Below are 13,720 nucleotides of genomic sequence, written 5' to 3'. Positions count from 1 at the left end.
CGTGTGCGGCAGGGCCGCGAGGTCCTCGTGGGCCTGCGCTCCGAGGACGCCCTGACGGCTCCCCGGTTCACGGGGACGCGTGAACCGGGCGCGCCCCCGTCCGGACCGGCCCGGTCCCCGTCGGGTGCCGCCGCCCCTCCTGCCCGCCCGCCCGCACCGGCTTCCCGCACAGGCACCGCCGACCCGTATCCTCGTCCCTCTGGCGTCATTAAATTAGCGCCGCTAGTTTATGAGGTGGACGACGACGCCCCGCCCCGGAGGAAGCGCGATGAAGGCATACGACGGCATGTACATCGACGGTGCCTGGCGCCCCGCCGCCGGCCCGGACGTGATCGAGGTCGTGAACCCGGCCGACGGGCAGGTGATCGCCACCGTCCCCGCGGGCACCGCCGAGGACGTGGACGCCGCCGTGCGGGCGGCCCGCGCGGCCCTCCCCGCCTGGGCCGCGACCCCTCCTGCCGAGCGCGCCGCCCGCCTCGCCGCGCTCCGGGACGCGCTGGTGGCCCGGCAGGACGAGATCGCGGAGACGGTGACCGCCGAACTCGGTGCCCCCCTGAAGCTCTCGCAGGCCGTGCACGCGGCCGTGCCGATCGCGGTGGCGGGCTCGTACGCCGAGCTGGCGGCGACGTACCCCTTCGAGGAGCGGACGGGCAATTCGACCGTCCTGCACGAGCCGGTCGGCGTGGTCGGCGCGATCACCCCCTGGAACTACCCCCTGCACCAGATCGTCGCCAAGGCCGCCCCGGCCCTCGCCGCCGGCTGCACGATCGTCGTCAAGCCCGCCGAGGACACCCCGCTGGTCGCCCGGCTCCTCGCGGAGGCGGTGCACGAGGCCGGCGTCCCGGCCGGCGTGTTCAACCTGGTCACCGGCCTCGGCCCGGTGGCGGGCCAGGCCCTCGCCGAGCACCCGGGCGTCGACCTGGTCTCCTTCACCGGCTCCACCGCCGTCGGCCGCCGGATCGGCGCCGTCGCCGCGGGTGCCGTCAAGAAGGTCGCCCTCGAACTGGGCGGCAAGTCCGCCAACGTGATCCTCCCCGGCGCCGACCTGGCCCGGGCGGTCAACGTCGGCGTCGCCAACGTGATGTCCAACTCCGGCCAGACGTGCAGCGCCTGGACCCGCATGCTGGTCCATCGCGACCAGTACGACGAGGCCGTCGAGCTCGCCGCGGCCGCCGCCGCCAAGTACGGCGACCGCATCGGCCCCCTCGTCAACGCCAAGCAGCAGGAACGGGTGCGCGGGTACATCGAGAAGGGCGTCGCCGAGGGCGCGCGCCTGGTCGCCGGCGGGCCCGACGCGCCGCGCGAACGGGGCTGCTTCGTCAGTCCCACCGTCTTCGCGGACGTCACCCCCGACATGACCATCGCCCAGGAGGAGATCTTCGGCCCCGTCCTGTCCGTCCTGAGCTACGAGGACGAGGAGGACGCCCTGCGCATCGCCAACGGCACCGTCTACGGACTCGCCGGCGCGGTCTGGGCCGCAGACGAGGCGCGGGCGGCGGCGTTCGCCCGCCGCATGGAGACCGGTCAGGTCGACATCAACGGCGGCCGCTTCAACCCTCTCGCGCCCTTCGGCGGTTACAAGCAGTCGGGCGTGGGCCGCGAACTCGGTGTGCACGGCCTGACCGAGTACCTCCAGACCAAGTCCCTCCAGTTCTAGGGGAGTCCCACCATCATGGCTGTCCGCGCCGCCGTACTGTCCGCCGTCGACGCCCCGTTGGAGATCACGGGGATCGACCTGCCCGAGCCCGGCCCCGGAAAGGTCCGGGTCCGGCTCGCCGCGGCCGGGGTCTGCCACTCCGACCTGTCCCTGACCAACGGCACCATGCGGCTGCCGGTCCCGGCGGTGCTGGGCCACGAGGGGGCCGGCACGGTCGTCTCCGTCGGTGAGGGCGTCACCCGGGTCGCGCCGGGTGACGGCGTCGTCCTCAACTGGGCACCCTCCTGCGGTGCCTGCCCCGCCTGCGAGCGCGGCGAGGTGTGGCTGTGCGCCGACGCCCTGAGCGGCGCCGCCGCTGTGCACGCCCACCGCGCCGACGACGGCACCGCGCTCCATCCCGGCCTGAACGTCGCCGCCTTCGCCGAGGAGACGGTGGTGCCCGCGTCCTGCGTCCTGCCCGCCCCGGACGGCGTCCCGCTCACCGACGCCGCCCTGCTGGGCTGCGCGGTGCTCACCGGCTACGGTGCCGTCCACCACTGCGCGCGGGTCGAGCCCGGTGAGTCGGTCGCGGTGTTCGGCGTCGGGGGAGTGGGTCTGGCCGCCCTCCAGGCGGCCCGGATCGCGGGAGCGGCCACGATCGTCGCGGTCGACGTCTCCCCGGAGAAGGAGGAGCTGGCGCGCCACGCCGGGGCGACCGAGTACGTCGTCGCCTCGGACACCACCGCCCGCGAGATCCGGGCCCTCACCGGGAAGCAGGGCGTGGACGTGGCCGTCGAGTGCGTGGGCCGCGCGGTCACCATCCGCACCGCCTGGGAGTCCACCCGGCGCGGCGGCCGTACCGCGGTCGTCGGCATCGGCGGCAAGGACCAGCAGGTCACCTTCAACGCCCTGGAGATCTTCCACTGGGGCAGGACCCTGTCGGGCTGCGTCTACGGCAACTCCGACCCCGCCCGCGACCTCCCCGTTCTCGCCGGACACATCCGGTCCGGCCGGCTCGACCTGGGCGCCCTCGTCACGGAACGGATCGCCCTGGACGGCATCCCGGCCGCCTTCGACAACATGCTGGCGGGCAAGGGCGGACGGGCCCTGGTGGTCTTCTGAACCGTTGCGCCGTCCGCCCCGGCACGCGGTAGGGACACTCCGGTGAGGACCGAAGCGCTCGAGAGGCCCTACCCGGTGCCCCGCACCTGCTCGTACTGCCCCGCCAGGCCGTCCAGCAGAGCCGTCAGACCGGTCTCGAAGGCACGCTCGTCGATCTTCTCCTGCTGGTCGGCGAGCAGGTGTGCCTGGCCGAGGTGGGGATAGTCGGCGGGGTCGTAGGCGTCGGCGTCGTCCACGAAGCCGCCGGCGAAGGAGCCGAGCGCCGATCCCATGATGAAGTACCGCATCAGCGCGCCGATGGACGTGGCCTGCGCGGGCGGCCAGCCCGCCTCGACCATCGCGCCGTAGACCGCGTCGGCGAGCCGCAGGGCGGCCGGGCGGCGGCCGGGGCCGCGGGCCAGGACCGGCACGATGTTGGGATGGGCGCGCAGCGCGGACCGGTAGGAGACGGCCCAGTCGTGCAGCGCGGTCCGCCAGTCCCGGCCGTCCTCGAACATCGACAGGTCGACCAGCGCGCTCACCGAGTCGGCCACCGCCTCGAGGATCTCGTCCTTGGTGCGGAAGTGGTTGTAGAGCGAGGGCCCGCTGACCCCCAGCCGTGCCGCGAGCCGGCGCGTGGAGACGGCGGCCAGACCCTCCGCGTCCACGAGCTCCCGTGCCGTCTCGACGATCCGGTCGGTGCTGAGCAGGGGCTTGCGCGGTCGGGCCATGGCGCACATAGTAGGGCTGCACCAGAAAACTAGCAGTGGTAATTAAAATCCCGGGGTTGGGTGACTGTCATGAACCTGGAGCTCAGCGAGGAGCAGAGTGCCGTCCGCCGGCTCGCCCGGGACTTCGTCGAGCGCGAGATCGCGCCCCACGCCACGGCCTGGGACCGCGCCGAAGAGGTCGACCGGGGCATCGTGAAGAAGCTGGGCGACCTCGGTTTCCTCGGGCTGACGGTCGACGAGCGGTACGGCGGCTCGGGCGGCGACCATCTCGCGTACTGCCTGGTCACCGAGGAGCTGGGGCGCGGCGACTCCTCCGTGCGCGGCATCGTCTCCGTGTCCCTGGGGCTGGTGGCGAAGACCGTCGCGGCCTGGGGCAGCGAGGAGCAGAAGCGGGACTGGCTTCCCGGCCTCACCTCCGGCGCGTACGTCGGCTGCTTCGGCCTCACCGAGCCGGGCACCGGTTCCGACGCCGGCAACCTCTCCACCCGCGCGGTGCGCGACGGCGGGGACTACGTCATCAACGGCACCAAGATGTTCATCACCAACGGCACCTGGGCCGACGTCGTCCTGCTGTTCGCCCGGTCCACCGACGCCCCGGGCCACCGGGGCGTGTCCGCCTTCCTCGTACCCGCCGACACCCCCGGCCTGACCCGCCGGGCCCTGCACGGCAAGCTCGGCCTGCGCGGCCAGGCCACCGCCGAGCTGGTGCTGGAGGACGTGCGCGTGCCCGCGTCCGCGATGCTCGCCCCCGAGGGCAAGGGCTTCTCGGTCGCCATGTCCGCCCTGGCCAAGGGGCGCATGTCGGTCGCCGCGGGCTGTGTCGGCATCGCCCAGGCCGCACTCGACACGGCCGTGCGGTACGCGGGGGAGCGCGAACAGTTCGGGAAGACCATCGCCCATCACCAGCTCGTGCAGGAACTGATCAGCGACATCGCCGTGGACGTCGACGCCGCCCGGCTGCTGACCTGGCGGGTCGCCGGTCTGATCGACCGCGGGCAGCCGTTCGCCGTCGAGTCCTCCAAGGCCAAGCTCTTCGCCTCGGAGGCGGCCGTCCGTGCCGCCAACAACGCCCTCCAGGTCTACGGCGGCTACGGCTACATCGACGAGTACCCGGCGGGCAAGCTGCTGCGCGACGCCCGTGTCATGACGCTCTACGAGGGCACCAGCCAGATCCAGAAGCTGGTCATCGGGCGTGCGCTGACCGGGGTTTCGGCGTTCTGAGACCGGACGTGGCCGGCCGGTCCGAGTAGCCCGCCCGGGGCGGATCTGAGTATCCGTACGGATGTGCGCGCTGCCGCGGTCGCCGACCCTGTTCCCATGAGTGACACACCGGTCAAACAGCAGAGCACGGCGGCCTTCTACGGTCAGGCCGTCGTCTCGTTCGCCGTCGCCCTGGGGGCGACCGCCTTCGGCGTCATCCGGCTCGAGGCCGACGCCTGGGTGCGTGGCTTCATGGCGATCGCCGTCCTGTACCTCGTCACCTCCGCCTTCACCCTGGCCAAGGTCATCCGTGACCGCCAGGAGGCCGGCCAGATCGTGAGCCGGGTGGACCAGGCGCGGCTGGAGAAGCTCCTCGCGGAACACGACCCCTTCGAAAAGCTGTGAGCGTTCCGCGGGACGATGCCCGGTCCGCGCTCGGGCGGGCGCTCATGGCGCAAGGACCCCTAAGCGATCGCTCACCCTTGCCGGTATGGTGTTGTCCCTGCCAGTGAACGGGGTGAGCGATGAGTACGGCGGAGGAGACGGCCGGCGCCGAGGCGCAGCCATGGGGTGAGGTCACGCCCGACGCGGCCCGACGGCTGCTGCTCGCCGCCGTCGAGGCGTTCGCGGAGCGTGGCTACCACGCCACGACGACCCGCGACATCGCCGGCCGTGCCGGCATGAGCCCGGCCGCGCTCTACATCCACTACAAGACCAAGGAAGAACTGCTCCACCGCATCAGCAGGATCGGCCACGAGAAGGCCCTGGACATCCTGCGGACCGCGGCCCGCGCCGAGGGCAGCGCGACCCGGCGTCTCGCCGAGGCCGTGAGTTCCTTCGTCCGCTGGCACGCGGGCGGGCGCACCACCGCACGGGTCGTGCAGTACGAACTCGACTCGCTCGGCCCCGACGCCCGCGCCGAGATCATCGCCCTGCGCCGGCAGGTCGACGCCGAGGTGCGCGGGATCATCGAGGAGGGCGTGCGCTCGGGCGAGTTCGACGTCGAAGACGTGCGGGGCACCACCCTCGCCGTGCTCTCCCTCTGCATCGACGTGGCGCGCTGGTTCAACGTCAACGGCTCCCGCACCCCCGAGGAGGTCGGCGCGCTCTACGCCGACCTCGTCCTGCGCATGGTCGGCGCAGAGCGCGCGGACACCGTCCCGGGGGAGTAGGGCACGGCCGGCCCGGGTTCAGAGGTAGTACCGGGCCACCGACTCGGCCACGCACACCGGCTTGTCGCCGCCCTCGCGCTCCACGGTGAACGCCGTGGTCACCTGGACGCCGCCCCCCACCTCGTCCACGGCGGTGACCTTCGCGGTGGCACGCACCCGCGATCCCACCGGGACGGGCGCGGGGAAACGCACCTTGTTCGTACCGTAGTTGACGCCCATCTTCACGCCCTCGACGGAGAGCAGCTGCGGGCCGAACAGCGGCAGCAGCGACAGCGTCAGATAGCCGTGCGCGATGGTCGTGCCGAACGGCCCCGACGCGGCCCGCTCCGGATCCACATGGATCCACTGGTGGTCACCGGTGGCCTCGGCGAACAGGTCGACCCGCTTCTGGTCGACCTCCAGCCAGTCCGTGTACCCCAGCTGCTCGCCCACCGCCGCCCTCAGGTCGTCGACGGAGGTGAAGATCCTCGGCTCTGCCATGTCCCGGCCTCTCGCGTCACGTGGTCGCGCGCCACCGCGCGCATGCCTAAGCGACTGCTTAGCATGGTCGGCCGTGCGGGCGTTGTCAACGGACCGGCCGCCATGCGGGGTGGGTAGCCTTCGAGGCGTGCCCCAGATTCCGGAGAAGATCCACGAACTCACGGTCGGCAGGCTCGCGGAGCGCAGCGGCGCCGCCGTCTCGGCCCTGCACTTCTACGAGTCCAAGGGGCTGATCAGCAGCCGGCGCACCTCGGGCAACCAGCGCCGCTACAGCCGTGACACCCTGCGCCGGGTCGCCTTCATCCGGGCCGCCCAGCGGGTCGGCATCCCGCTCGCCACCATCCGCGGGGCGCTCGCCGAGCTGCCTCAGGAACGTACTCCCACGCGGGACGACTGGGCCCGCCTCTCCGAGGCGTGGCGCGCGGAGCTGGACGAGCGCATCGAGCAGCTCAACCGGCTGCGCGACCACCTCACCGACTGCATCGGCTGCGGCTGCCTGTCGCTCGACTCCTGTGTCCTGTCCAACCCGGACGACGTCTTCGGCGACCGTCTGACGGGCTCACGGCTGCTGGCCGGGAAACGTCCCGCCGGGCCGGGCGCCCCGCAGGCCGATACCGGCACCGCGTGACGGCCGTCACGTGACAGTGGGGGCACGGCATCCCCGGCGCACCCCCACGCCTCTCAGGCCGACACCAGCAGCTTCGACCGTCTGGCGTCCGCCAGCGCCTCGGTCGTCAGAACGGGACGCGGCACCAGGATTCCGCAGTCCGCGCAGACCGGTCCCGCCGACGGCTCGTGGTCCAGGTCGTACCGCCACCTGAGCCGTTCCCCCCGGCACACGGGGCAGGCGCCACCCGGTTCGCGCTCCAGCGCGGCGATCAGCCGCCGCAGCACCTCGGCCAGCGGTTGCCGCGGATGCACCCGCGGGTCGTCGCACCAGGCCACGCCGAAACCGCCCCAGGTCAGCCGGTGCCAGTCGTCCACGGTGCCCGGCCTGCGCAGGCCGCCGTGCTTCTCCTTCCTGCGGCGTTCGGCGAACTCCCCCTCGTAACCCAGCCAGACCGCGCGGGCCTCCTCCAGCTCGTCCAGTGCGGCCACGAGCCGCGCCGGGTCGACGGAGCGGTCCTCGGGGTCGAATCCCGCACGCGCGCACAGGTGGTCCCAGGTCGCCCTGTGCCCGTACGGAGCGAACCGCTCAAGGCACTTGCGCAGCGAATAGCGCCGCAGTGCCGGATCGGACCGCGGATCTCGGACCTGTCTCGCCAGACTTCGGAAACCGGCCATCGTCGTGCACCTCCGTCACACCTGCACCTGTAATCCGGTCACTTCGGCGTCGTCGAACGGACGTCGTCGAATAGACGTATCGACAAGCGAATCGGCTCCATCCTTTTTTCGGCGGCCTCCCCCGGCCGGCCGCGCGGCGCCGTGAATCAACTACCGTGGTCCGTGATTCAGTTGTGGTCTCCCACGGTGTCCCCGTGGTCCGCTCCATGGTCATGTCCGTGGTCGTCTCCCCCGCCGCACCGGTCCCGGCGGCTGTCCAGGGCGGTTGCCCGGGCAGCCCGTTCCCATGCGCGGCGGGAACGTCCCGGAAGTCCGGTTCCCGTCGGGGGAGCCCGTGCCGCGGCGTACCGCGCGCACCACCCTCGACAGACAGAGAACTCCCCACGGCCTCCACGGGTTCCTGAAGACCGCGGCGTTATGCGTGCCGATCGCGCCCCTGATCGCCCCGCGGTCTTCGAAGAACCCCGCCGGGACGGTATCCGCGCAGGTGGCAGCGGTGGAACGTCGGCACGCACCGCCGCCCGAGGCGGGCTCAGCGGTACAGCAGGTACTCCCGCCGCATTCGCCGGAACGCCGCCAGTTCCTCCCGCCAGCCGGCCACCACCTCGTCCGTGTCCGCGCCCGCGTCGATCATCGTGCGCACCCGTTCGGAGCCGGTGAGCTTGTCGATCCAGTGATCCGGGCGCCAGGCGAACCCGCTCCACGTCCGCTTCGCGCTCACCAGCAGCCCCACCCCCGTACGCACCGGATCGAACGCCTCCCGGTCGTGCACGTGGAGCTGCACGCCCCCGACCGTCCTCCCCTGGAACTTGGAGAACGCCGGCGCGAAGTACGCCTCACGGAAGCGCACGCCCGCCAGACCCAGCCCGTTCGCCGCGGCCGCCCAGCGCCCGTCGATCCCCTCCGCGCCCAGAAGCTCGAACGGCCGGGTCGTCCCGCGCCCCTCGGACAGGTTGGTGCCCTCGAACAGACACGTCCCCGCGTACACCAGGGCGGTCTCGGGCGTCGGCATGTTGGGGCTGGGCGGTACCCAGGGCAGTCCTGAGGCGTCGTAGAAGTCGGACCGCCGCCAGCCCGACATCCGTACCGTCTCCAGCCGCACCGGCTCGGTCAGGAACTCGGCGTTGAACAGCCGGGCCAGCTCCGCCACCGTCATCCCGTGCGCCTGCGCGATCGGCTGCCGCCCGACGAACGTCGCGAACTCCGGGTGCAGCACGGGCCCCAGGGCGGCCCGCCCGGTCGCCGGGTTCGGCCGGTCGAGGACCACGAACCGCTTGCCCGCGAGCTGTGCCGCCTCCATGCAGTCGTACAGCGTCCAGATGTACGTGTAGAAGCGGGCGCCCGCGTCCTGGATGTCGAAGACGACCGTGTCGACGCCCGACGAGGTGAAGACGTCGGCGAGCGGCCTGCCGCTCTTCAGATACGTGTCGTAGACGGGCAGCCCGGTCGCCGGGTCGTCGTGGCGGCCCTCCGAGCCGCCCGCCTGCGCGGTGCCCCGGAAGCCGTGCTCGGGGCCGAACACGGCGGTCAGGTCCACACGGTCGTCGGCGTGCATGACGTCGACGATGTGCCGCACGTCCCGGGTGATGCCCGTCGGATTGGTGACCACGCCGACCCGCTCCCCGTCGAGCGGCGCGTACCCGTCCGCGGAGAGCTGCTCGAAGCCGGTGCGCAGGCCGCGGCCCCCGGCCACCGGGGCCGCCCGCCCGGATTCCGCAGGCCCTTCGGCCTGTCCCCGGATGGCCGCCGCGGCGGCCGCGGGAGTCGCGGCGGCAGTCGCGAGGGTGGCTGTGGTGGTGGCGAGCAGGCTCCGTCTGGACAGTCTCATACCGTGACCTCCGTGATCGCTCCCGATGTCATGTCCACGCACGTTAATGCGCGTGAACCGCCCGGGGAACGAGCCGGGCCGCAGCCGTTCGGCTCTTCCCTCTCTCTTCCACCCGACATACCGACCGGTTAGTCTGACGCGACGCGTCGCGTCGTACGACGACGCGGCCGAGCGATCAGGACGGCCGGTGGCCATGCGGTCACGTGGTCGAGGAACAACCGGGCAGCCGCGCCGAAGGAGCCGATGATGGAAGCCGTACAGGGTGCGAAGGTGGTCGTCACGGGAGCCGGGGGCGGCATCGGGGCGGCACTCGCCCGCCGCTTCGCCGGCCAGGGGGCCCAGGTCGTCGTCAACGACCTGGACGCCGACCGCGCCAAGGCCGTCGCCGACGAGATCGGCGGCATCGCGCTCCCGGGCGACGCCTCGTCCGTCCTCCCCGATGCCCGGGACGCGCTCGGCGGCACGGTCGACGTCTACTGCGCCAACGCCGGCGTCGGCCGCGACGGCGGGGAACCCGGCGAACCGCTCGACGAGCGGGGCTGGGCGCTCTCCTGGGACGTCAACGTCATGGCCCACGTCCGCGCGGCGCACGCGCTGCTCCCGGACTGGCTGGAGCGCGGCAGCGGCCGCTTCGTCTCCACCGTCTCCGCCGCCGGACTGCTCACCATGATCGGCACGGCCCCCTACAGCGTCACCAAGCACGGCGCCTACGCCTTCGCCGAGTGGCTGTCGCTGACGTACCGCCACCGTGGGGTGAAGGTCCACGCGATCTGCCCGCAGGGCGTGCGCACCGACATGCTCACCGCCAGCGGCAGCGCGGGCGACCTGGTCCTTGGGCCGACCGCGATCGAGCCGGACGACGTGGCCGACGCCCTCTTCCGAGGCATCGACGAGGACCGCTTCCTGATCCTGCCGCACCCCGAGGTCGCCGAGTACTACCGGGCCCGCGCCGCCGACCCGGAGCGCTGGCTCGGCGGCATGAACCGCATCCAGCGGCACTGGGAGTCCACCAGGTGATGCCGGGCGGCACCGGGTGACGCCGGTACGCGGTGAGGCCCCGCGTACCGCGATGCGATCCTGCCCGACGTGCCGGGGGTGAGGGATGGGAAGATCCCCGTCGGGGACGGACCGCGTCCCCGGGCCGACGGCGAGCGGCAGTATCAGCAGTGTGTGACGACGACCGGCAGCGACACGGAAGGCGGGTGGCGGAAGTGCCCAGGACGACGGACGGCGACGGGCCCCCGGTGCCGCAGCGGCTCCTGGCCGCCGCCACCCGGCTCTTCGCCGAACAGGGCTACGACCGTACTTCGGTACAGGAGATCGTCGAGGCGGCCGGAGTCACCAAGGGCGCGCTCTATCACTACTTCGGCTCCAAGGACGACCTGCTGCACGAGATCTACGCACGCGTGCTGCGCGTCCAGCAGGAGCGTCTGGACGCCTACGCGAACGCCGACGAGCCGATCGACAAGCGCCTGCGGGGCGCGGCGGCGGACGTCGTCGTCACGACGATCGAGAACCTCGACGACGCGTCGATCTTCTTCCGCTCCATGCACCACCTGAGCCCGGAGAAGAACAAGCAGGTACGGGCCGAGCGCCGCCGCTACCACGAGCGCTTCCGCGCGCTGGTGGAGGAGGGGCAGGCGGCGGGCGTGTTCTCCACGGCGACCCCGGCCGACCTGGTGGTGGACTACCACTTCGGCTCGGTCCACCACCTGTCGACCTGGTACCGCCCCGAAGGCCCCCTCACCCCGCAGCAGGTCGCCGACCACCTCGCCGACCTGCTGCTGCGCGCCCTGCGCCCCTGAGGCGCGGCAGGACCCGCCGGGGCCCGCAGGCCCCGGGTCCGCACCCCCTACCGGTACTTCCTGATCTCCCGCCGGGCCAGCGACCGCTGGTGCACCTCGTCCGGGCCGTCGGCGATCATCAGCGTCCGCGCGGCGGCGTACAGCTCGGCCAGCGGGTGGTCCTGACTGACCCCGCCCGCGCCGTACAGCTGGATGGCCCGGTCGAGGATGCCGACGACCGTGCGCGGAGTGGCGATCTTGATGGCCTGGATCTCGGTGTGCGCGCCCCGGTTGCCGACGGTGTCCATCATCCAGGCCGTCTTCAGCACCAGCAGGCGCAGCTGCTCGACGGCGACCCGCGCGTCCGCGATCCAGTTCTGCACGACACCCTGCTGGGCCAGCGCCTTGCCGAAGGCGTCACGGGACACCGCCCGCCGGCACATCAGCTCGATCGCCCGCTCGGCCATGCCGATCAGCCGCATGCAGTGGTGGATCCTGCCGGGGCCGAGCCGTGCCTGGGCGATGGCGAAGCCGCCGCCCTCCTCGCCGATCAGGTTCGACACCGGCACGCGCGCCTGGTCGAAGACCACCTCGGCATGGCCGCCGTGGTAGTGGTCCTCGTAGCCGAACACCCGCATGGCACGCTTGATCGTGACGCCCGGGGTGTCGCGGGGCACCAGGACCATGGACTGCTGACGCCGGATGTCCGCCCCGTCGGGGTCGGTCTTGCCCATCACGATGAAGATCCTGCAGTCCGGGTGCATCGCCCCGGAGATGTACCACTTGCGGCCCGTGACGACGTACTGGTCGCCGTCCCGCTCGATGCGCGTGGTGATGTTGGTGGCGTCGGAGGACGCCACGTCCGGCTCGGTCATCGCGAACGCCGAGCGGATCTCACCGGCCAGCAGCGGCTCCAGCCACTGCTTCTTCTGCTGTTCGTCGCCGAACTGCGCCAGCACCTCCATGTTGCCGGTGTCGGGCGCCGCGCAGTTCGTCGCCGTGGGTGCCAGCTGCGGGGAGCGGCCCATGATCTCGGCGAGAGGCGCGTACTGGAGGTTGGTGAGCCCGGCACCGTACGCGGAGTCGGGCAGGAACAGGTTCCACAGGCCCCGCCTGCGCGCCTCGGCCTTGAGCTCCTCCACCACGGGGGTGTTCGCCCACGGCGAGTCCAGCGCGGCGCGCTGCTCGTCGGCGATGTGCTCGGCGGGCAGGACGTGCTCGTCCATGAAGGCGAGGAGCCCGGCCCGCAGTTCCTCGGTGCGCGCGTCGAACGTGAAGTCCATGGTTCAGTCCTTCCGGAGGCCTTCGCGAAGCGTGGTCAGACCGTGCTCGATGAAAACGGGGACGAGATCGCCGATGCGGTCGAAACCGGGGCCGACGGTCTGCCCCAGCGTGTAGCGGTAGTGGATGCCCTCGAGGATCACCGCGAGCTTGAACCAGGCGAACGCGGTGTACCAGGAGACCGCGGAGACGTCGCGGCCCGAACGGGCGGCGTAGCGCTCGATCAGCTCGGCGGGCGACGGATGCCCGGGGGCCTCGGCGGTCGTGGAGACCGGGGAGTCGGGCATGCCCAGCGGCATGCCGTACATCACCAGCAGGCCGAGGTCGGTCAGTGGGTCGCCGAGCGTGGACATCTCCCAGTCGAGGACCGCCCGGATCGAGTCGGTGCCCCCGCCGGCGCTCGCGATCAGGACGTTGTCCAGGCGGTAGTCGCCGTGCACCACGGCCGGTGCGGGGGAGCGGGGCAGCTCCCGGCCGAGCGCGGCGTGCAGTTCGTCGATGCCGGCCAGGTCCCGGTCGCGGGAGGCGTCCAGCTGCTTGCCCCAGCGCCGCAGCTGGCGGTCCAGGAAGCCCTCGGGACGGCCGAAGCCCGCCAGGCCCACCGCGTCGGGGTCCACGGCGTGCAGGTCGACCAGCGTGTCCACCAGGCCGAGGACCGCCTGCCGGGTGCGCTCCGGGCCGAGCGGCGCCAGCTGGTCCGCCGTCCGGTACGGGGTGCCCTCGACGAACTCCATGACGTAGAAGGGCGCCCCCAGTACCTCCTCGTCCTCGCACAGCAGGACCGTGCGGGGCACCGGGACGGGGGTGGCGTGCAGCGCGCTGATCACCCGGTGCTCGCGCTTCATGTCGTGCGCGGTGGCCAGGACGTGCCCGAGCGGAGGACGCCGGACCACCCACTTGGCGGTGCCGTCGGAGACCGCGTACGTGAGGTTCGACCGGCCGCCCTCGATCAGCCGGCCGGAGAGCGGGCCGTTCACCAGACCGGGCCGCTCCCGGGCGAGCAGCGCGCCCAGCCGGTCGAGATCCAGTCCGGGCGGGTGGTCGGGGCTCATACTCGCTCCTACGGGCCGGTGACAGTACCGAACATATGATGCCGACCAGTCGGTATGCCGTCCAGGGCGGGGGTGAAACGTGATCGGGGCCACGAGCCGGGTGATCGGGCCACACGCGGGTGTGATCGGGCCATCCACTTGCGTCGCGGGAGGCGACGGCGAAGGCTCGGA

At 72.3% G+C, this 13,720-nt stretch carries 14 protein-coding genes; 8 read left to right on the top strand and 6 right to left on the bottom strand.

Annotation, left to right across the window (positions count from 1 at the left end):
- The first annotated feature begins 268 nt into the window (after positions 1 to 268).
- Positions 269 to 1,657: an aldehyde dehydrogenase family protein gene (locus ACWZEH_RS06070; RefSeq protein ID WP_456196287.1), complete on the top strand. Its 1,389-nt coding sequence runs from the start codon at positions 269 to 271 to the stop codon at positions 1,655 to 1,657.
- A 15-nt stretch (positions 1,658 to 1,672) separates the two neighbouring features.
- Positions 1,673 to 2,758 (top strand): Zn-dependent alcohol dehydrogenase, encoded by a 1,086-nt coding sequence (locus tag ACWZEH_RS06065; protein ID WP_456196285.1) that lies wholly within the window; start codon positions 1,673 to 1,675, stop codon positions 2,756 to 2,758.
- 68 nt (positions 2,759 to 2,826) lie between these two features.
- On the opposite strand, the gene ACWZEH_RS06060 is transcribed toward ACWZEH_RS06065, so the two are convergent.
- Positions 2,827 to 3,468: a TetR/AcrR family transcriptional regulator gene (locus ACWZEH_RS06060; RefSeq protein ID WP_456196284.1), complete on the bottom strand. Its 642-nt coding sequence runs from the start codon at positions 3,466 to 3,468 to the stop codon at positions 2,827 to 2,829.
- Positions 3,469 to 3,537: 69 nt separating this feature from the next.
- On the opposite strand from ACWZEH_RS06060, the gene ACWZEH_RS06055 reads away from it, so the two are divergent.
- The 3 genes from ACWZEH_RS06055 (at position 3,538) to ACWZEH_RS06045 (ending at position 5,840) form a co-directional block, all read left to right on the top strand.
- Entirely contained in the window at positions 3,538 to 4,689 is a 1,152-nt protein-coding gene (locus ACWZEH_RS06055; protein WP_456196282.1) for an acyl-CoA dehydrogenase family protein, read from the top strand.
- 96 nt (positions 4,690 to 4,785) lie between these two features.
- The gene (locus ACWZEH_RS06050; RefSeq protein ID WP_266077523.1) at positions 4,786 to 5,073 is read left to right on the top strand and encodes a YiaA/YiaB family inner membrane protein; all 288 of its coding nucleotides are present in this window, start codon (positions 4,786 to 4,788) and stop codon (positions 5,071 to 5,073) included.
- A 119-nt stretch (positions 5,074 to 5,192) separates the two neighbouring features.
- Entirely contained in the window at positions 5,193 to 5,840 is a 648-nt protein-coding gene (locus ACWZEH_RS06045) for a TetR/AcrR family transcriptional regulator (RefSeq protein ID WP_456196280.1), read from the top strand.
- 18 nt (positions 5,841 to 5,858) lie between these two features.
- Here the strand turns inward: ACWZEH_RS06045 and ACWZEH_RS06040 are convergent, their stop codons facing one another.
- Positions 5,859 to 6,320, bottom strand: a complete 462-nt coding sequence (locus ACWZEH_RS06040) for a MaoC family dehydratase (RefSeq protein ID WP_456196278.1) — start codon at positions 6,318 to 6,320, stop codon at positions 5,859 to 5,861.
- A 127-nt stretch (positions 6,321 to 6,447) separates the two neighbouring features.
- Here ACWZEH_RS06040 and soxR point away from each other — a divergent pair, with 127 nt between their 5' ends.
- Positions 6,448 to 6,948, top strand: coding sequence for a redox-sensitive transcriptional activator SoxR (soxR, locus tag ACWZEH_RS06035; protein WP_456196276.1), 501 nt, complete (start codon positions 6,448 to 6,450; stop codon positions 6,946 to 6,948).
- A 53-nt stretch (positions 6,949 to 7,001) separates the two neighbouring features.
- Here the strand turns inward: soxR and ACWZEH_RS06030 are convergent, their stop codons facing one another.
- Together ACWZEH_RS06030 and ACWZEH_RS06025 are read right to left on the bottom strand one after the other, a co-directional pair.
- On the bottom strand, positions 7,002 to 7,604 hold the full coding sequence (locus ACWZEH_RS06030; protein ID WP_456196275.1) for a hypothetical protein: 603 nt from the start codon (positions 7,602 to 7,604) through the stop codon (positions 7,002 to 7,004).
- 532 nt (positions 7,605 to 8,136) lie between these two features.
- Positions 8,137 to 9,432 carry an exo-beta-N-acetylmuramidase NamZ family protein gene (locus ACWZEH_RS06025; protein WP_456196273.1) on the bottom strand — a complete coding sequence of 432 codons (1,296 nt, stop codon included), beginning with the start codon at positions 9,430 to 9,432 and terminating at the stop codon, positions 8,137 to 8,139.
- A 243-nt stretch (positions 9,433 to 9,675) separates the two neighbouring features.
- Between ACWZEH_RS06025 and ACWZEH_RS06020 the strand changes: the two genes are divergently transcribed.
- Positions 9,676 to 10,449, top strand: a complete 774-nt coding sequence (locus ACWZEH_RS06020; RefSeq protein ID WP_456196271.1) for an SDR family oxidoreductase — start codon at positions 9,676 to 9,678, stop codon at positions 10,447 to 10,449.
- A 194-nt stretch (positions 10,450 to 10,643) separates the two neighbouring features.
- Positions 10,644 to 11,237 carry a TetR/AcrR family transcriptional regulator gene (locus tag ACWZEH_RS06015; protein WP_456196269.1) on the top strand — a complete coding sequence of 198 codons (594 nt, stop codon included), beginning with the start codon at positions 10,644 to 10,646 and terminating at the stop codon, positions 11,235 to 11,237.
- A 47-nt stretch (positions 11,238 to 11,284) separates the two neighbouring features.
- Here the strand turns inward: ACWZEH_RS06015 and ACWZEH_RS06010 are convergent, their stop codons facing one another.
- Entirely contained in the window at positions 11,285 to 12,499 is a 1,215-nt protein-coding gene (locus ACWZEH_RS06010) for an acyl-CoA dehydrogenase family protein (RefSeq protein ID WP_456196268.1), read from the bottom strand.
- Positions 12,500 to 12,502: 3 nt separating this feature from the next.
- The gene (locus ACWZEH_RS06005; RefSeq protein ID WP_456196266.1) at positions 12,503 to 13,549 is read right to left on the bottom strand and encodes a phosphotransferase family protein; all 1,047 of its coding nucleotides are present in this window, start codon (positions 13,547 to 13,549) and stop codon (positions 12,503 to 12,505) included.
- Positions 13,550 to 13,720: the final 171 nt, after the last annotated feature.

The sequence above is a fragment of the Streptomyces yamdrokensis genome, assembly GCF_053890455.1.
Note: the sequence above shows the minus strand (reverse complement) of the source record. Positions and strands in the feature narration are given on the sequence as shown.

Excerpts from the sequence above, each read along its gene's own strand:
- ACWZEH_RS06070 (WP_456196287.1), top strand. The coding sequence starts at position 269 with ATGAAGGCATACGACGGCATGTACATCGACGGTGCCTGGCGCCCCGCC.
- ACWZEH_RS06065 (WP_456196285.1), top strand. The coding sequence starts at position 1,673 with ATGGCTGTCCGCGCCGCCGTACTGTCCGCCGTCGACGCCCCGTTGGAG.
- ACWZEH_RS06060 (WP_456196284.1), bottom strand. The coding sequence starts at position 3,468 with ATGGCCCGACCGCGCAAGCCCCTGCTCAGCACCGACCGGATCGTCGAG.
- ACWZEH_RS06055 (WP_456196282.1), top strand. The coding sequence starts at position 3,538 with ATGAACCTGGAGCTCAGCGAGGAGCAGAGTGCCGTCCGCCGGCTCGCC.
- ACWZEH_RS06050 (WP_266077523.1), top strand. The coding sequence starts at position 4,786 with ATGAGTGACACACCGGTCAAACAGCAGAGCACGGCGGCCTTCTACGGT.
- ACWZEH_RS06045 (WP_456196280.1), top strand. The coding sequence starts at position 5,193 with ATGAGTACGGCGGAGGAGACGGCCGGCGCCGAGGCGCAGCCATGGGGT.
- ACWZEH_RS06040 (WP_456196278.1), bottom strand. The coding sequence starts at position 6,320 with ATGGCAGAGCCGAGGATCTTCACCTCCGTCGACGACCTGAGGGCGGCG.
- ACWZEH_RS06030 (WP_456196275.1), bottom strand. The coding sequence starts at position 7,604 with ATGGCCGGTTTCCGAAGTCTGGCGAGACAGGTCCGAGATCCGCGGTCC.
- ACWZEH_RS06025 (WP_456196273.1), bottom strand. The coding sequence starts at position 9,432 with ATGAGACTGTCCAGACGGAGCCTGCTCGCCACCACCACAGCCACCCTC.
- ACWZEH_RS06020 (WP_456196271.1), top strand. The coding sequence starts at position 9,676 with ATGATGGAAGCCGTACAGGGTGCGAAGGTGGTCGTCACGGGAGCCGGG.
- ACWZEH_RS06010 (WP_456196268.1), bottom strand. The coding sequence starts at position 12,499 with ATGGACTTCACGTTCGACGCGCGCACCGAGGAACTGCGGGCCGGGCTC.
- ACWZEH_RS06005 (WP_456196266.1), bottom strand. The coding sequence starts at position 13,549 with ATGAGCCCCGACCACCCGCCCGGACTGGATCTCGACCGGCTGGGCGCG.